This window comes from Ferrimonas balearica DSM 9799, from assembly GCF_000148645.1.
GTDB classification, from domain to species: domain Bacteria; phylum Pseudomonadota; class Gammaproteobacteria; order Enterobacterales; family Shewanellaceae; genus Ferrimonas; species Ferrimonas balearica.
The window spans coordinates 1,048,116-1,065,589 of record NC_014541.1 but is presented as its reverse complement, the minus strand read 5'-3'; the positions used below and the strand labels follow the sequence as shown (position 1 = coordinate 1,065,589).

The window sequence follows — 17,474 nt, the reverse complement described above, 5'->3', positions numbered from 1 at the left end:
TTCAGTAGCCGTCCAGCAGCCGCCGCTCCGCCCGCTCCAGTTTGCTGGAGGCGCCCATCAACAGCAGGGTATCGCCCGGAGCCAGCACCAGGTCCTCGCGCGCTTCCAGTCGCTCCCGCTCCCGTTGCACCCCCTCAATGCTGACCTGCCAGTGGGTCAGTGACACCTTGGAGAGCGATCGTCCCACTGCCCAGGCACCTTCTGGCAGAGTCACCCCGTGCAGCTGCTCCGTGACCCCCTCTTCACCGGAGAAGAACCCGTGCAGAGTGCGGTAGTGACGTCGCCGTTCCCGCTCCAGCCGTTTCAGGATCACCGGCAACGGCACGCCCAGCTGGTACAGCACCTGAGACACCAGCATCAGGCTGCCCTCGAGGCTTTCGGGGATCACCTGATCGGCACCGGCCTGCTCCAGCGCCATCAAGGTGTCGTCATCCCGGGTTCGCACCAGGATGCGGCAATCCGGTGCCAGGTCGCGAATGCAGTCCAGCAGATTAAAGATGCCCCGGCGATTATCGAAGGTGATCACCGCCAGCTTGGCCCGGGTAATGCCCGTTTCCTTCAGGATGTCCGCCCGGCTGCCATCACCAAACATCACCGGTTCGCCCCCCAGGCGGGCTTCGCGAACCCGGATGGGGTCGAGGTCGAGGGCGGTATAGGGGATGCTTTCACGACGCAAAAAGCGGGCGATGGTCTGCCCCACCCGACCGTAGCCGAGCAGCACAACGTGGTCTTCCCGCGGTAACGAGAGATCCTCTTCCGGATCCGTGGTCCACTGATGCCCCTGCCCAATCAGGCGCTTGGCCAGGTCAAGGCAGCGGTTAATCAGACTCGGGGCCAACGCCATCGAGATCACCCCAGTGACCACCAGCAGGTTGGCCAGCGTCGGGTCCAGCACCTGCCAGGTCAGCGCCAGGCCAATCAATACAAAGCTGAATTCGCCGATCTGGGCCAAACACAGCCCGGTGGCCAGGGCGTCCTTATATTTCTCACCGCTGATTACCCCCAGTGCCATGATCACGGCGGTCTTACCGATGATCACGGAAACCACCAGTGCCAACAGCAGCGGCGCGTGGTCGACCACCAGCGTCAGATCCAGCAGCATGCCGACCGAGACAAAGAACAATCCCATCAACAGATCCCGGAATGGGCGAATGTCCGCTTCCAGCTGCTGACGATACTGGCTTTCCCCCAGCAGCATACCGGCCAGGAACGCCCCCAGTGCCATCGACAGCCCCAGCCACAGGGTGATAAAGCCGGTGGCCAGCGCCACCACCAGGGTGGTCAGCACAAAGAGTTCGTCGGAGCGGGAGCGCGCCACCTCATCAAACAGCCGTGGCAACAGGTATCCCCCGGCCCACAACAGGATGGCAAAGGACGCCAACCCCTTGAGCAGCGCCCACCCCAGCTCCGCCATCAGGGCGGTACCGGCGCTGTCGGAGCCCAGCATAGGGATGACGATCAACAGGGGGATAACGGCGAGGTCCTGGAACAGCAGGATACTGACGGACAGTTCGCCGTGGCGGCGGTTCAGCCAGCCCAGCTCATCCAGTTGTTTCAGGACAATAGCGGTAGAGGAGAGGGCAATCGCGGCCCCCACCACCAGCGCCGAGCGCAGCTCAATGCCCAGCGCCAGTGAAATCAGCCACCCCAGTCCGCCGGTGATCAACACCTGAGCGGAACCCAGACCAAACACCCGGCTGCGCATGGCCCAGAGTCGGGGCAAAGAGAACTCCAGACCCAGCGAGAACATCAGGAACACGATGCCCAGTTCCGCCACCAGGTGGATCTGCTCCGTGGCCAGCCAATCCAGCCCCTGTGGCCCGGCCAACAGCCCCAGGCCCAACCAGGCCAGAATCACCGGCAATCCCAATCGGCGGCACAACCACAAGGCCAGGACCGCCATCGCGGCCATTGCCAATCCCACTTCAAGCCAGCCGTGATCCATCCCTAGCCCATCTCCTTGTCCGTCTGTTATTCGTGTGCCAGCTGGGGCACCCAGCCGGTTCCATCCTCGCACAGTGCAGCGGCTTCGAGCCAGTAACCCAGCGCGGCGACCACCTCGTCATCATAACAAAGCATGGCAACCCGCCCGCGCAGCCAGGGCGGCACACCCTGCTCCTGCCACAACTTCTTCAGCGGGCGTGAACCGCTGCGGCCTGCCGGTTTTAATCTGACGGTACCGGATAAACCATAGCGCACCGACACTTGCTGACCGGGGGCCGGTGACCGCAACCTTGGCCCCTGAGCGCTTTCAATAAAGCGCCAGCACTGACCGTTAGCCAGTTGGGTCGGGGCAGACAGAGAGAGCGACTCTTGCGCCACGCTCAGCGCGGGCTGGGGAGTCGCCAGATAAAGGCCATCGCGAAACCGGCGCAGCGAATGTTCACCCCAATCCAGTTGCGGCTGAGCATCCTCGCGCGCCTGCCACAGGGGCGCCATCGCCGCCATCTGCAGCTGCGATGGCATCAGGGCCCCCTGCTGACGGAGCCAGAAGCGCAGCAGGTTGTTGCGCCGTGGCGCCGACAGGGCGGCCAGCGCCGTGACTGACAGGGCACCATCATCCCGTTGGTGGGTAAGCAGGTCGGCCTCTGCCAGTTCATCACACAGCTGCTGCTGTTCAGCGCACAGTGCGGCACTGCGCACCACCGCCTGACTGAAACCGGGCCAACGCTGGTTCAGCTGTGGCAGCACCTGATGTCGCAGAAAGTTACGGTCAAAGCGGGTGTCGGCGTTGCTGTCGTCTTCGATGTGTTCCACACCCAGCTGAGCCGCCGCGGCCTCGATCTCCGCCCGTCGCAGCCCCAGCCAGGGCCGGACCATCCTGCCCTGCCCCAGCGCCTGTTGCGCCGCCATGGCAGACAGCCCGCGCGGACCGCTGCCACGCTTGAGGGCCAGCAACAGCGACTCGGCCTGGTCATCCAGGTGATGTGCCGTCAGCAGCAGGTCGTTGGGCCCAAGGCGGGCCCGGAACGCGTCATAACGGGCCTGGCGGGCACTGGCTTCAATGCTGATGCGAGGACCGCGTTGCAGCTGCACCGCCACCACCTCGATGGGCAGATCCAGCGCTTTGGCCCGGGCAGCACAATGCCCGGCCCACTGGTCGGCATAGGCCGACAGGCCGTGATGGATATGGATCAGGGAGACGGGGGGAGACGCACACTGCCCGGCCCATCGGGCCAGGCAAACGGCGAGCAGTTCAGAATCGACCCCGCCACTGTAGGCCAGCAGGATGCGGCCAGTGGTGGCGAGGTGGGGCTTGAGGGCCTCGGCCAGCGCGGCCTCAAGCCGCGCCAGAGGGGCCGTCAGCGACAATAACCGTACCCCATCAGGCGCTCATAACGCTGAGCCAGCAGGGTATCCAGGTCCAACCCCTGCAGCACGGCCAGGTCCTCTTCCAGACGGACACGCAGCTGTTCGGCCATGGCGGGGATATCGCGATGCGCGCCGCCCATCGGCTCGCGGATCACGTTGTCCACCAGGCCCAGCTCGTGCAGACGCTCAGCGGTAATGCCCATCGCTTCGGCCGCCAGCGCCGCCTTACCGGCATCCTTCCACAGGATGGAGGCACAGCCTTCCGGGGAGATCACGGAGTAGGTGGAGTACTGCAGCATGTTAACCCGGTCCCCCACGCCAATGGCCAGCGCGCCACCGGAACCGCCTTCACCCACTACGGTGCAGATGGTCGGCACTTTCAGGCCCGCCATCACTTTCAGGTTGCGGGCGATCGCTTCGGACTGGCCGCGCTCTTCCGCACCCACGCCCGGATAGGCACCGGGAGTGTCGATAAAGGTGATGATCGGCATGCGGAACCGTTCGGCCATCTCCATCAGGCGCAGCGCCTTGCGGTAACCTTCCGGACGCGGCATACCAAAGTTACGGCGGATCTTCTCTTTGGTGTCACGCCCCTTCTGGTGGCCAATCACCATCACCGGTTGGCCATTAAAGCGGGCGGTACCACCGATGATCGCTTCGTCGTTGGCGAAGGCGCGGTCACCGCACAGTTCATCGAAATCGGTGAACAGGGCGTCAACGTAATCCTGTGTGTAGGGGCGCAGCGGGTGACGGGCCATTTGGGCCACCTGCCACGGCTCCAGGGAGGCGAAGATTTTGCGGGTCAGACCTTCGCGCTTCTCCTCCAGCTGGGAGATCTCCTTTTGCAGATCCAGGTCCAGATCGCCATTTTGGGAGACGTTTTTCAGCTCATCGATCTTGGCTTGCAGTTCCGCGATCGGGTGTTCAAATTCCAGAAATTCCAGGCTCATACCAATACTCTTTTCGGGGGGCCGCCGCCCCACCCGTTAAAATGCCACAGTTACCTTGTCCGACCCAAACAGCTTTTTCAGCCCGCTCAGCAACTCATCGGTGGGCACCACCCGGTAGGGGTCGCCCAACTCAAACACCCCGTGGGCGTCCGGTCGCTGGTACTGGATCTGCACCGGACAACCGCCGGCGCCATGTTCCTTCAACAGCGCCTTGAGGGAATCCAGTCGGGCCGCATCGCTTTGCTGTTGGTCCAGGGTCAGGATCAATGCCCGCGCGTAACGTTCGCGGGCCTGGCCAATATCCAAGACTTCTTTGGCAGACAGTTTATTGCCACCGCTGAACTGATCAAAGCTGACCTCTCCCTCAACCACCAATACCCGGTCGGTGGTGAGCAGATCCTGATACTTCTCAACCCCTTCGGCAAACAGCATCACCTCAAGGCGACCGGATTTGTCGTCGAGGGTAAAGATCCCCATCTTGCTGCCGCGTTTGGTGATCATGATGCGCGAGGCGATCACCAGACCCGCCGCCCGGGTGGTCTTGCCCCGGCCGGTGGGAGACACATCCTTGAGTCGTCCCGCGGTGAACTTTTTAAGCTCTTTCAGATACTGGTTGATCGGGTGGCCGGTGAGGTACAACCCGAGGGTTTCCCGCTCACCATCCAGCCACTCTTTATCAGACCAGGGCGCCACTTTGACAAAGGAGTGGTGCGCCTGCTCCGGTTCCGGGGTCAGGGTACCAAACAGGTCATCCATGCCCTGAGCCAGGTTGCGGGCGTTCTGGGCAGCGGACTTCATCGCCTCTTCCAGCGTCGCCATCAGGCTGGCACGGTGCGGGGCACCGTCGGGCAAACGCGGGCCGAGGTTGTCCATGGCGCCCGCCAGGATCAGTTTTTCAATGGTGCGCCGGTTGACCTTCTTCAGGTCCACCCGGTTGCAGAAATCAAACAGGTCGAGGAATTTTCCGCCGCGCTCACGGGCCGCCAGAATCTCGTCCACCGGGCCTTCACCCACGCCCTTAATGGCGCCGATGCCGTAGACGATCTCCTCTTTCTCGTTAACGTTGAACTTGTACAGACCCTGGTTCACGTCCGGCGGCAGCACCGGCAGACCCATGCGGTTGCACTCGTCCACCAGGGTCACCACCTTATCGGTGTTGTCCATATCCGCCGACATCACCGCCGCCATAAAGTAGGACGGGAAGTGGGTCTTCATCCACAGGGTCTGGTAAGACACCAGAGCGTAGGCGGCGGAGTGCGATTTGTTGAAGCCGTAACCGGCGAACTTCTCCACAAGGTCGAAGATCTTCATCGCCAGTTCGCCATCCACGCCGTTGGCGATGGCGCCCTCTTCGAAGGTGGCCCGCTGCTTGGCCATCTCCTCGGGTTTCTTCTTACCCATCGCACGGCGCAACATGTCCGCGCCACCCAGGGTGTAGCCGGACAGCACCTGGGCGATCTGCATCACCTGTTCCTGGTAGAGAATGATGCCGTAGGTCGGCTCCAGGATCGGTTTCAGGCTCTCGTGCTGCCAGGTTTCATCCGGGTAGGAGATCGCCTCACGACCGTGCTTACGGTCGATAAAGTTGTCCACCATGCCCGACTGCAGCGGCCCCGGACGGAACAGGGCCACCAGTGCGATCATATCTTCGAAGCAGTCCGGCTTAAGGCGGCTGATCAGCTCCTTCATACCGCGGGATTCGAGCTGGAATACCGCAGTGGTTTCAGAGCGTTGCAGCAACTCGAAGCTTCTGGGGTCATCCAGCGGAATCGACTCGATCCGCACCGGCGCTTTGCCTTTGGCCTCCAGCGCCGGGTTGAGCATATCCAGTGCCCACTGGATGATGGTCAGGGTGCGCAGACCCAGAAAGTCGAACTTAACCAGACCGGCGGTTTCCACGTCGTTCTTGTCGAACTGGGTAACAGGATGCTTACCTTCGTCGTCGCAGTAGAGCGGCGCGAAATCAGTGATCTTGGTCGGCGCGATAACCACGCCCCCGGCGTGTTTACCGGCGTTTCGGGTGGTGCCCTCCAGCTTGCGGGCGATGTCGATCAGGGTACGAACCTCTTCATCCCCGTCGTACACCTCCTGCAGCTGTGGCTCCACCTCAAAGGCTTTGGCCAGGGTCATGCCCGGGTCGCCGGGGATCAGCTTGGAGATCCGGTCAACAAAGCCGAACGGGTGGCCCAGCACCCGACCCACATCCCGCACCACCGCCTTGGCCGCCATGGTGCCGAAGGTGATGATCTGGGATACCGCGTCACGGCCATACAGCTCCGCAGTGTGCTCGATCACCTCGTCCCGTCGATCCATACAGAAGTCGACGTCGAAATCGGGCATGGAGACCCGTTCCGGGTTAAGGAAACGTTCGAACAGCAGGTCAAATTCCAGCGGGTCGAGGTCGGTAATCTTGAGCGCGTAGGCCACCAGAGAGCCGGCACCGGAGCCCCGCCCCGGCCCCACGGGGATGTTGTTGTCCTTGGACCACTGGATAAACTCCATCACGATGAGGAAGTAACCCGGGAAGCCCATGTTGTTGATCACCTCAAGCTCGATCTTGAGGCGCTCATCGTATGCCGGTCGCTTGGCCGCGCGCTCTTCCGGGTCCGGGAACAGGAACTCAAGACGCTCCTCCAGCCCCTCTTCCGAGACCTTAACCAGGAAGTCCTCAATCTTGAGGTCGCCGGTGGGGAAGTCGGGCAGGAAGTACTCGCCCAGTCGCACGGTGACATTACAGCGCTTGGCGATCTCCACACTGTTTTGCAGTGCCTCGGGGATGTCGGCAAACAGCTCACACATCTCCTCCTCACTGCGCAGGTACTGCTGCTCAGAGTAGAGTCGCGGGCGACGGGCATCATCCAGCGGGTAGCCATCGTGGATACAGACCCGGATCTCGTGAAACTCAAAATCCTCCTTCTGCAGGAACACCACTTCGTTGGTGGCCACCAGCGGCAGCCCCATCTCATCGGCAAAATCCACCGCGCTGTGCAGGTAGCTCTCATCGTCGGCGCGGCCGGTGCGGTGCAGCTCGACGTAGTAGCGGTCCGGGAAGTGGGTCTGGTAGAACGACGCGATCTCACGGGCCATGGCCAGGTTGCCCTTAACCAGGGCCTTACCCAATTCCCCGTCCTTGGCGCCGGACAGCAGGATCAGCCCTTCACCCAGCTCCTCCAGCCACTCCCGATCGATCACCGGACGGTGATCAACGTGGCCGCGCAGGTAGGCGCGGGAGATCAGCTCGGTCAGGTTGGCGTAGCCGGTGTTGTTCATCGCCAGCACCACCAGGCGCGACTGTTCGTCGCCCTGCAGGGGGCTCAGCATCCAGAAGTCGGCGCCAATGATCGGCTTGATGCCGCTGCCGTGGGCACCACTGTAGAACTTCACCAGGCCACACAGGTTGGTCTGATCGGTCAGGGCCACGGCGGGCATGCCCAACTCGGCCACCCGCTTCAGCAGGGGGCCGACTTTGGCCAGGCCATCGACCATGGAGAAGTCGGAATGGACCCGCAAGTGGATAAATTTGGGTTCGCTCATGGCGTGTGTCGTTACTCCAGGCCCAGCGCGCGCCGGACCGGTTTAAAACTGGTGCGATGTTCCGGCAGAGCACCATGCTCCGCCAACGCAGCAAGGTGGGCTGCGGTCGGGTAGCCTTTGTGGTTGGCAAAACCGTACTGGGGATGGCGCTGATCCAGCGCTTTCATCTCCTCATCCCGGGTGACCTTGGCCAGGATGGACGCGGCACTGATGGCGGGCTCTTTGTCGTCCCCCTTCACCAACGCTTCGGCGCCAATGCCGCCAAAGTCCGGGCAGCGATTGCCGTCAACCCTGACAAAATCCGGCTGAACCGGCAATCCGGCAACGGCGCGCTGCATCGCCAGCATGGTGGCGTGCAGGATGTTCAGCTGGTCGATCTCAGCCACGCTGGCACGGGCCACGCACCAGGCCAGGGCCTTTTCCCGGATCTCATGGTAAAGCGCCTCCCGGCGCTTTTCACTGAGTTTCTTGGAGTCTCGCAGCCCCTCAATGGGGTTGTTGGGATCAAGGATCACCGCAGCGGTGACCACGTCCCCAACCAGTGGGCCGCGACCCACCTCGTCGACACCGGCAATCAGGCGGCTCATGCGGTTTGCTCCCTGTTGGCAGGTTCCGGTTGCGGCCGCTCAGGCACCAGCGCCAATACCGCATCGGCGGCACGCTCTGAGGCGTCCAGCCGGATCTGTTGGTGCAGTTCGGTAAAGCGCGCCAAAAGCGGGGCCGGGTCCATCGCCAGCTTGGCCTCCACTTCCGCCACCAGGTTGTCGACGGTGCAGTCGTGCTGGATCAGCTCCGGCACCAGGTCTTTCTCGCCCGACAGCAGGTTGGGCAGACTGAAGCGGTCAATCAGCATCAGTCGCTTGGCCAACTGATAGGAGAGCGGCGCCACCTTGTAGGCCACCACCATAGGGCGTTTGACCAGCATCGCTTCCAGCGTGGCGGTGCCTGAGGCCAGCAGAATGACGTCACTGGCAGCCATCACACTGCGCGAGTGGCCGTCCACCAAAGTCAGCTCCGGCGGCTCCGGGCAGTTGGCCAGAAGCTGCTCAAACTGGGCGCGGCGATGCTCGTTGGCCAGCGGCACCACGATGGTGAGCGCCGGATGGCGCTGCTTCAGCACCGCGGCGGCCTGGATAAAGTCCGGGCCGAGCCGGCTCATCTCTCCGCCCCGGCTGCCCGGCAGCAGAGCCAGCACCTGCCCCTGCTCCGGCAGGCCGAGCTCGGCCCGGGCCGGTGCCTGCGCGCTGACCAGCGGGATCTCATCGGCCAGGGTGTGGCCGACAAACTCACAGCTTACCTGGTACTGGTCGTAGAACGCCTTTTCAAACGGCAACAACGCCAGCACCTGATCGGTGGCGGCGTCGATTTTAAAGATGCGTTTGGGGCGCCAGGCCCAGACCGAGGGGCTGACGTAATGCACCGTGGGGATACCACGCTGCTTCAGGATCTTCTCAATGCGCAGGTTGAAATCGGGGGCATCGATGCCGACAAAGACGTCGGGGTTGAGCTCGCTGAGGTGCGCCACCAGTTCGCGCTTGATGCGCAGCAGGCGGGGCAAGCTGCCCAGCACCTCAACCAGGCCCATCACGGCGAGGTCTTCCATCGGGAAGAGGCTCTCCATGCCCAGCTCAATCATGCGCGGGCCGCCAATACCAACAAAGCGCGCGTCAGGATGACGCGCGCGAATCGCCTGGATCAGGCCAGCACCTAAAATATCGCCGGAGAGTTCTCCGGCGACGATTCCGATGGTTAATGGACGCAAGCGTCTCTCCTCATCGTTCAGCGCACAATGCCGCGGCTGGAGCTCTCCACGAAGTCAGCCATGATGGCCACTTCCGGATGTTCCTCAGCCAGCTCACGGATCTGCGGCAGGGCTTCGGCGGTGGTCAGGCCGCTGCGGTACAGCAGTTTGTACGCACGACGGATGGCCAGTACCGCTTCTTTGGAGAAGTTGCGGCGCTTCAGACCTTCGCTGTTGGTGGCGCGAGGTGCCGCACTCTGGCCGGACACCATCACGTAGGGCGGCACGTCCTGCAGCACCAGCGAGCAGCCGGCGGTGAAGGCGTGGGCACCGATGTGCACAAACTGGTGTACACCGGTCATGCCACCGAGGATCGCCCAGTCGTCCACTTTTACGTGGCCGGCGATGGAAGCGTTGTTGGCCAGAATCACGTGGTTGCCCACAACACAGTCGTGCGCCACGTGGGTATAAGCCATAAACAGGTTGTCAGAACCGATCTTGGTCAGCCCTTCATCCTGGATGGTGCCACGGTGAACGGTGCAACACTCGCGGAATACGTTGTTGTCACCAATCTCCAGGCGGGTGGCTTCACCCGCGTACTTCTTGTCCTGGCACTCTTCACCGATGGAGCAGAACTGGAAGAACTTGTTGCCCTTACCAATGGTGGTCGGGCCCTTAATCACCACGTGGCTGCTCAGCCAGGTGTCGTCGCCAATGGTCACGTCGGCGCCGATGTAGCAGAAGGCTCCGATGGTGACGTTATTTCCGATTTTCGCGTCCGGATGAACGACGGCAGTAGCATCAATCACGGCTTAAATCTCGCGTTTGGCACACATCAGGTCGGCGCTGCACACCACCTTGCCATCAACCAGCGCACGGGCGCTGTAGAAGCCGATGCCACGACGTTCTTTGATGGCTTCCACTTCCAGGGTCAGGCTGTCGCCCGGCACGACCGGCTGCTTAAAGCGGGCGTTGTCGATGCCGGCGAACAGGTACAGCGCGTTGTCCTGTTTACCATGGGTTTTGAACGCCAGGATGGCGGAGGCCTGAGCCAGCGCTTCCAGAATCAGTACCCCCGGCATGATGGCCATATTGGGGAAGTGACCCGGGAAAAAGGGCTCGTTAAAGGTGACGTTCTTGCGCGCCACCAGGCGCTCGCCCGGGACGATCTCCAGCACGCGATCCACCAGGACGAAAGGGTGGCGGTGGGGCAGGTAATCCAGGATCTCCTGGATGTCCATGGTGTTCAGTTGCTCTGACAAAGCACTGTCCTCAACAGAAAATTAGTCGTCGTCAGTGGCCAGGTTGGCCATCTGCTTTTCCAGTTCACGCAGGCGGCGGTACATCTCGTCCAGCTGTCGCATGCGCACGCTATTTTTTCGCCATTGTTTTGCTTCCTGCAGCGGCGGGGGTGAGGCGTACAGCCCTTTTTCCTTGATGCTTCCGGTTACCCCAGTCATACCGGAGATGTGGGTGCCGTCAGCGATGGTCAGGTGACCGGCGATGGCACTGTTGCCACCGATGATGCAGTACTTGCCGATGGTGGTGCTGCCCGCCAGAACGGTGGCACCGGCGATGGCGGTATGGGCGCCAATCACATCGTTGTGGGCAATCTGCACCAGGTTATCCAAGATGACGCCCTCTTCGATGATGGTGTCATCCAGCGCACCGCGGTCGATACAGGTGTTGGCCCCGATCTCAACCCGGTCGCCGATACGAACCGAGCCCAGCTGCGGGATCTTCACCCACTGGCCCTTTTCGTTGGCGTAGCCAAAACCGTCGGAACCGATTACCGCGCCGCTGTGCACCAGGCAGTCCTGGCCCACAATCACGTTGTGGTACACGGTCACGTTGGCCCACAGTTTGGTGCCAGCACCCAGCTGGGCACCACGGCCAATGACGCAACCGGGGCCGATCTGCACATTATCACCGATAATGGCGCCGGCTTCGATCACCACGTTGGCTCCGAGGCTGACATTGTCGCCCAGAGTGGCTTCCGGGTGCACCACCGCGGTGGGATGGACGCCTTCGGCACAATCCGGAGTGGTATCAAGCAGCTGCGCCACCTGAGCGTAACCCAGGTAGGGGTTCGCCATGATCAGCGCATTGCCGGAGAAATGTTCCGCATCCGCTTCAGACAAAATCACCGCCCCGGCGGCGGTGCTGTCCAAATGACTGCGGTACTTACTGTTGGCCAGGAAGGCGATCTGCGAGGCGTTGGCATTGCCCAACGTAGCGACACCCTCAATGAGGGTGTCGCCATTACCCTGCAGACGAGCCTCTAAGGCGCTCGCCAACTGCGCCAGGGTCATCGTCGTCATGGATCAGTTGCCTTTGGAGATGGTTTCCACAACCTTAGCAGAGATGTCCACCTGGTCAGTGGCGAACAGGGCGGCACGGGCTTCCAGAACAATGTCATAGCCTTCAGCCGCAGCAACAGAGTCGATGGCGCGTTTTACGTCCATCAGGATCTTCTGCTGCTCCTGGTTCTGACGCTTCTGCATGTCCTCTTCCAGGGCTTTGCCTTTCAGTTGCAGGTCAGATTGCAGGGCCTGAGCCTGACGCTCCAGCTCGGTCTTCTGGTCTGCGCTCATCAGGGCGCCGTCGCGCTGGCTCTTCTCAGCCAGACCACGCAGCTCTTCCTGCAGTTTGCGCACTTCGGCCATACGCTCGCCGAAGTCTTTTTCCATCTGCTGACCGATGGCTTCACGCTGCGGGTGCTGAGCCACAACTGCGCCCATGTCCACGATGGCGATCTTCTGTTCCGCCATTGCGGCCGGAGCCAGGGTCGCCAGCATCAGGGCGGCAGTAGCAATCACTTTTTTCAAAACACTCACTCCTTCAAAAAGAATCTCAAACCCACGTCGGCTTAGAACGTGCGGCCAATGTTAAACGAGAAGACTTCCGTTCTGTCTCCCTCGTACTCCTTGATGGGCCAGGCCAGGCTGAACACCATCGGCCCCATCGGGGAAACCCACTGCACGGACAAACCGTAAGAAGCACGGATGCGGCTTGGGTCGGAGAAATCCTGCAACTTATCAAACTCTGACTGCGGCAGGAAGCGGTAACTGTCGTACTCGAACTCGGTGTCCCACACGTTACCGGCATCGACGAACAGCGAGGTACGCACGGTGTTGCGGTACGCTTCGTCCAGGAACGGGGTGGGGACGATCAGCTCAGCACTCAGGGTCGCGATGGCGTTACCCCCCACGGAACGGCCATTCTCTACGGTAATGGTGTCCGGATCACCCGGCAGACCACAGCCCGGGAAGCCGGACGGGTCAGGGATACAGGGGGTACCGTCGCCGGTCAGGTAGAACGCACGAGGACCGACGGAGTTGGTCTCGAAACCACGCAGGATGGTGCTACCACCGGCGTAGAAGTTCTCCCAGAACGGCAGGATCTGGTCGTGCTCAACACCACCGTTGTCGAAGGTGCCGTAACCGTTACCGTAACCGAGACGGCCACGGGTCAGGAACACCCACTCGTGGGTCCGGTTCAGCGGGTAGTAGAAGCTGGTATCAAAGTTCAGCTTAAAGTACTGGTTGTCACTGCCGGGCACGGTCATCTTACCGGACAGGCGCTGGTTGTTACCCGCGGTCGGGAACATGCCCCGGTTCAGGGTGCTGCGCGTCCAGTTGGCGTTCAACTCGTAGTTGTCGAAGGCCAGCGTGGTGGTCGGGTTGTTCACATCGGCGTAGATGTTGTAGAACTTGAGCACCTGCTGGTACGGCGACACTTCGGACAGTTCGTTGTGGCGGTAGCCCACACCAACACCCAGTCGGTTGTATTCGTTGACCGGCCAGGACAGGTCAAACGCGACACCGTAGGAGTCGTTCTTATAGGACTCGAGGTAGAACTGGTCGGCGTCAAAGGCGGACCAGTAGACGTTACCGCCGGCGCTCACGCCATCCTTGGTGAAGTAAGGATCACGATAGGAGAGGTTGACGCTCTTGGAGTAGCTGTTGGTGTTCACGTTGATGCCAACGCTGTTACCAGAGCCCATAAAGTTGCTCTGGGACAGACCCAGCTGCAAGCTCAGCTTACTCTCTGTGCCGTAGCCCACACCGAAGGTGAAGGAGCCGGACGGCTGCTCTTTCACGTTGTAGGCCACGTCCACCAGATCATCGGAGCCGGGCACCGGGGTGGTGGTGGATTCAACGGTTTCAAAGAAGCCCAGACGGTTCAGACGCTCTTTGGAGAGCTCAACGTTACGGCTGTTGAGCCACGCGCCTTCCATCTGACGCATCTCGCGGCGCAGCACTTCGTCTTTGGTCACCTGGTTACCGGTGAACTCCACGTTGCGCACGTACACGCGCTTGCCCGGATTGACGTTGATGTTGAGGGTCACCTCTTTGGTTTCATCGTCAATTTCGGGGTAAGTGGTCACTTCCGGGTAGGCGTAGCCATAGCGGCCGAGGAACTTGCTGAGCATCTCCTCGGTGAAGGTCACTTCGGCGCCGTTGTAGGTGCTGCCGGGTTCCAGCGGAACCAGCTTCTCCATCAGCTCGCGCTTGCCGAGCAGTTCGCCGGTCAGGTTCACTTCCTTAACCGAGTACTGCTCACCTTCATCCACGTTGATGGTGACGTAGAGACCCATTTTGTTGGGGGTCATCGCCACCTGGGTGGAGTCAACACGGAAACGGATGTAGCCGCGGTCCTGATAGTAGGAGGTCAGGGTTTCGAGGTCCCCTTCCAGCTTCTGCTTCTGGTAGCGGCGGTCGCCAAAGAAGTCCCACCAGGCTACGTAGTCGGTCAGTTCCAGCTGGCTGATCAGCTCATCGTCGGCAAAGATGGTATTGCCGACCACGTTGATCTGGTGGATCTCGGCGGCATCACCCTCTTTAAACTGAAACTTCAGTTCAACCCGGTTACGGGGCAGGTTAACCACCTGCGCTTCCACCCGGGCGTTGTACTTACCAACGCTGAAATAGAAGTCCTGCAGGCCCTTCTCAATCTCGGACAGGATGGTGCGGTCCAGCGGTTCACCCACTTTCACGCCGGAGCTGTCGAGGCTCTCCTGCAGCTGTTCATCTTTAAGGTCTTTGTTGCCGTCAAGCACGATGCTGGAGATGGTGGGACGCTCGGTCACCTTCACCACCAGGGTATTGCCATCACGGGAAACCTGAACGTCTTCGAAATTGGACGAGGCATAGAGGGCACGGATGGATTGCTGCAGCAGCAGTGGGTCCAGTTCGTCGCCCACCTTCACCGGCAAGTTAAGCAGTGCCGCCCCAAGGGCAACACGCTGCAATCCTTCAACTTTAATGTCGTCAACGACAAACGGCTCGAAACCGACTGCCTGGGCATGACCCGCATAGGTCGCCCCGACCAGCAGCATCGACGCCATGATTTTATTCAGTCTCATAGACGCGTTTCTTGTTATTCCCTTAGTCCCTAAAGTCGGGCGACATCGTTGACAATGGCAATGGACATCAACAACAGAAGTAGCGCCGAGCCGATTCGGAAACCGATCTCCTGTACCCGCTCCGGCACCGGACGACCCGTTAAAAGTTCAATAAAGTAATAAAGTAAGTGGCCACCATCAAGCACAGGCAGAGGCAGCAGGTTGATGATTCCGAGGTTGACACTGATCAGTGCCAGGAATCCGAGGAAGTAGACCAGACCAAAACCTGCTGTGGCACCCGCTCCCTGAGCGATGGAAATGGGGCCGCTGAGGCTCTTCACCGACACTTCGCCGGTAAACAGGTTGCCAATCATCTTCAGGGTAAGCGCCGTCAGCTCCCAAGTCCGCTCGGCGCCTTTTACCAGCGCGTCAAACGCGCCGTACTTCAAATCGATTCGGTAGGCTTCGGGCCAGTCTTCGCGACCCGGCGCCACGCCAATTTTGCCGACCAGCTGACCATTCTCAAGCTCGCCTTTGGGCACCATGGTGTAACTGAAGCGCTCACCCGCACGCTCAACCTCAATGGCCAGAGGTTTGTCGGCATGCGCCTGCACCATCGCCACCAGCTCATCCCAGTCCTGATAGGGCTGGTCGCCCAACGCGAGCAGGCGGTCGCCCTGGCGCACTCCGGCGGCATACGCTGCACCGGACTCATCGACAAAGGCCAGGGTATCGGTGGCCTTCGGCGACCAAGGCACCAGGCCCAGGCTGGCCAGAATGGATTGGGTTTCCGGATTCACCTTCCAACTGGCGGTATTCAGCGACACATCACGCAGACCACCACCGGGGGTTTCCACGGTCAGGGCGATGTGCTCCTGGCCCAGTTGGCCCAGCAACGCCAGGTTCACCGCTTCCCAATCCAGTACCTCCTGACCCGCCACTGAGGTGATCAGGCTTTTCGGCTCAAGACCGGCTTGTTCTGCAATGGATTGAGGAGCCGGGTTGTCCAGCACCGGACGCACCGCGGGCACGCCCACCAGGTACATCGCATAGAGGGCAACCAGGGCAAAGGCGAAGTTGGCCAGAGGACCAGCGGACACCACCGCGATGCGTTGCCAGACCGGCTTGCGGTCAAACGCCTGGGAAGCCATCTCCGGCGCCAGGTCATCGACCCGGCCATCCAGCATCTTGACGTAACCGCCGAGCGGGATCATCGCCACCACGTATTCAGTGCCATCGGCGCCGGTACGACGCCAGATCGCTTTACCAAATCCGATGGAGAAGCGCTCCACTTTGACGCCACAACGGCGTGCCACCCAGAAGTGGCCAAACTCGTGAACGGTAACGAGGATCCCCAGCGCAACGATAAACGCGCCCAGGTTCCATACAAATGCCAGCATCAGTGTCCTCTGCTCAACCAGTCCTGCGCCAGGGCGCGGGCCTGGATATCCAATTGTGCCAAGCCTTCCAATGTGCCCAGGGGGGCCAGCTCAGCCTGCTCCAGACAGTACCCATTTACCCGGGCAATGTCACTAAAGCGAATGCGTCCATCAAGAAACGCCGCCACCGCTACTTCGTTCGCGGCGTTGATCACCGTGGTCGCTTCCTGACCGTGATTGCAGGCCTCAATGGCCAACTTCAGGCAGGGGTAACGAGCGAAGTCCGGTTGCTCGAAGGTCAATTGTCCGACCCGGAAAAAGTCCAATGGTTCCACACCGGCCTGGATCCGCTCCGGGTAGGCCAGGCTGTGGGCGATGGGCGTCCGCATATCCGGCTGGCCCATCTGAGCCAGGACCGAGCCATCCTTGTACTGCACCATCGAGTGGATAACGCTCTGCGGGTGAATCACCACCTGGATCTGTTCCGCACTGGCGTTAAACAACCAGCGCGCTTCCACGTACTCCAGCCCCTTGTTCATCATGGTAGCGGAGTCCACCGAGATCTTGCGCCCCATGCTCCAGTTCGGGTGAGCGCAGGCTTCGGCCGGAGAGATGGCATCGAAAGTGGTCAGATCGCGGGTGCGGAAGGGGCCACCGGAACCGGTCAGCAGCAGATGAGAGATGCCGTGGCCAGCCAGGTCGCAGTGACCGAGGTTGGCTTGCACCGCCTGCGGCAGGCTCTGGAAGATGGCGTTGTGCTCAGAATCCACCGGCAGCAGAGTGGCACCGCTTTGCGCGACGGCATCCATAAACAGGCGACCGGATACCACCAGCGCCTCTTTGTTGGCCAGCAGTACCCGTTTGCCCTGCTCCACCGCTTTCAGGGTAGAGTGCAGACCGGCGGCGCCGACGATGGCCGCCATCACGGTATCCACCTCAGCCAGACCCGCCACTTCGATCAGCGCCTGCTCACCGGCCAGTACCCTGGTGGGCACCTGTCCGGCCAGAGCGCGCTCCAGCAGCAATGCCGCATCGCTGTCGACCATTACCGCATACGCAGGGCGAAACTCCCGACACAGCTCAGCCATCGCCTCAGCGCTGCTGTGGGCGCACAGGGCGTAGGCCCGGTACAGGTCGGGGTGACGACGGACAACGTCCAGGGTGCTGGTTCCAATGGAACCAGTGGCACCCATTACCGCCAGGTTTTGCAT

Annotated in this window: 13 protein-coding genes; all 13 read right to left on the bottom strand. The window is 61.3% G+C overall.

Annotated elements, in window-relative coordinates:
• Nucleotide 1 precedes the first annotated feature (1 nt).
• Genes FBAL_RS05025 through ispC form a run of 13 tightly spaced genes read right to left on the bottom strand, consistent with a single transcriptional unit; the run spans nt 2 to nt 17,474 of the window.
• Nucleotides 2–1,945: a cation:proton antiporter gene (locus FBAL_RS05025; protein ID WP_013344485.1), complete on the bottom strand. Its 1,944-nt coding sequence runs from the start codon at nt 1,943–1,945 to the stop codon at nt 2–4.
• Between the two features lie 26 nt (nt 1,946–1,971).
• A complete protein-coding gene (gene tilS, locus FBAL_RS05020; RefSeq protein WP_013344484.1) occupies nt 1,972–3,312 on the bottom strand; it encodes a tRNA lysidine(34) synthetase TilS in 1,341 nt (446 codons plus the stop codon).
• Nucleotides 3,303–4,262, bottom strand: a complete 960-nt coding sequence (gene accA, locus FBAL_RS05015) for an acetyl-CoA carboxylase carboxyl transferase subunit alpha (protein WP_013344483.1) — start codon at nt 4,260–4,262, stop codon at nt 3,303–3,305. Before accA ends, tilS begins: the two co-directional genes overlap by 10 nt.
• 36 nt (nt 4,263–4,298) lie before the next feature.
• On the bottom strand, nt 4,299–7,796 hold the full coding sequence (gene dnaE / locus FBAL_RS05010; protein ID WP_013344482.1) for a DNA polymerase III subunit alpha: 3,498 nt from the start codon (nt 7,794–7,796) through the stop codon (nt 4,299–4,301).
• Nucleotides 7,797–7,807: 11 nt separating this feature from the next.
• Complete coding sequence (gene rnhB / locus FBAL_RS05005) at nt 7,808–8,383, bottom strand: ribonuclease HII (protein ID WP_013344481.1); 576 nt, start codon at nt 8,381–8,383, stop codon at nt 7,808–7,810.
• Nucleotides 8,380–9,558, bottom strand: a complete 1,179-nt coding sequence (gene lpxB / locus FBAL_RS05000) for a lipid-A-disaccharide synthase (RefSeq protein WP_013344480.1) — start codon at nt 9,556–9,558, stop codon at nt 8,380–8,382. Before lpxB ends, rnhB begins: the two co-directional genes overlap by 4 nt.
• A 17-nt stretch (nt 9,559–9,575) precedes the next feature.
• Entirely contained in the window at nt 9,576–10,346 is a 771-nt protein-coding gene (gene lpxA, locus FBAL_RS04995) for an acyl-ACP--UDP-N-acetylglucosamine O-acyltransferase (RefSeq protein ID WP_013344479.1), read from the bottom strand.
• 3 nt (nt 10,347–10,349) lie between these two features.
• The gene (gene fabZ, locus FBAL_RS04990) at nt 10,350–10,799 is read right to left on the bottom strand and encodes a 3-hydroxyacyl-ACP dehydratase FabZ (protein WP_013344478.1); all 450 of its coding nucleotides are present in this window, start codon (nt 10,797–10,799) and stop codon (nt 10,350–10,352) included.
• Nucleotides 10,800–10,820: 21 nt separating this feature from the next.
• A complete protein-coding gene (lpxD, locus tag FBAL_RS04985; protein WP_013344477.1) occupies nt 10,821–11,858 on the bottom strand; it encodes a UDP-3-O-(3-hydroxymyristoyl)glucosamine N-acyltransferase in 1,038 nt (345 codons plus the stop codon).
• Nucleotides 11,859–11,861: 3 nt separating this feature from the next.
• Nucleotides 11,862–12,365 (bottom strand): OmpH/Skp family outer membrane protein, encoded by a 504-nt coding sequence (locus tag FBAL_RS04980; RefSeq protein ID WP_013344476.1) that lies wholly within the window; start codon nt 12,363–12,365, stop codon nt 11,862–11,864.
• Between the two features lie 41 nt (nt 12,366–12,406).
• Nucleotides 12,407–14,905 (bottom strand): outer membrane protein assembly factor BamA, encoded by a 2,499-nt coding sequence (gene bamA / locus FBAL_RS04975; protein ID WP_013344475.1) that lies wholly within the window; start codon nt 14,903–14,905, stop codon nt 12,407–12,409.
• A gap of 29 nt (nt 14,906–14,934) precedes the next feature.
• Complete coding sequence (rseP, locus tag FBAL_RS04970) at nt 14,935–16,284, bottom strand: sigma E protease regulator RseP (protein WP_013344474.1); 1,350 nt, start codon at nt 16,282–16,284, stop codon at nt 14,935–14,937.
• Nucleotides 16,284–17,474 carry a 1-deoxy-D-xylulose-5-phosphate reductoisomerase gene (gene ispC / locus FBAL_RS04965; protein WP_013344473.1) on the bottom strand — a complete coding sequence of 397 codons (1,191 nt, stop codon included), beginning with the start codon at nt 17,472–17,474 and terminating at the stop codon, nt 16,284–16,286. The genes rseP and ispC overlap by 1 nt, the downstream gene beginning before the upstream one ends.

Excerpts from the sequence above, each read along its gene's own strand:
- FBAL_RS05025 (WP_013344485.1), bottom strand. The coding sequence starts at position 1,945 with ATGGATCACGGCTGGCTTGAAGTGGGATTGGCAATGGCCGCGATGGCG.
- accA (WP_013344483.1), bottom strand. The coding sequence starts at position 4,262 with ATGAGCCTGGAATTTCTGGAATTTGAACACCCGATCGCGGAACTGCAA.
- dnaE (WP_013344482.1), bottom strand. The coding sequence starts at position 7,796 with ATGAGCGAACCCAAATTTATCCACTTGCGGGTCCATTCCGACTTCTCC.
- rnhB (WP_013344481.1), bottom strand. The coding sequence starts at position 8,383 with ATGAGCCGCCTGATTGCCGGTGTCGACGAGGTGGGTCGCGGCCCACTG.
- lpxD (WP_013344477.1), bottom strand. The coding sequence starts at position 11,858 with ATGACGACGATGACCCTGGCGCAGTTGGCGAGCGCCTTAGAGGCTCGT.
- bamA (WP_013344475.1), bottom strand. The coding sequence starts at position 14,905 with ATGAGACTGAATAAAATCATGGCGTCGATGCTGCTGGTCGGGGCGACC.
- rseP (WP_013344474.1), bottom strand. The coding sequence starts at position 16,284 with ATGCTGGCATTTGTATGGAACCTGGGCGCGTTTATCGTTGCGCTGGGG.
- ispC (WP_013344473.1), bottom strand. The coding sequence starts at position 17,474 with ATGCAAAACCTGGCGGTAATGGGTGCCACTGGTTCCATTGGAACCAGC.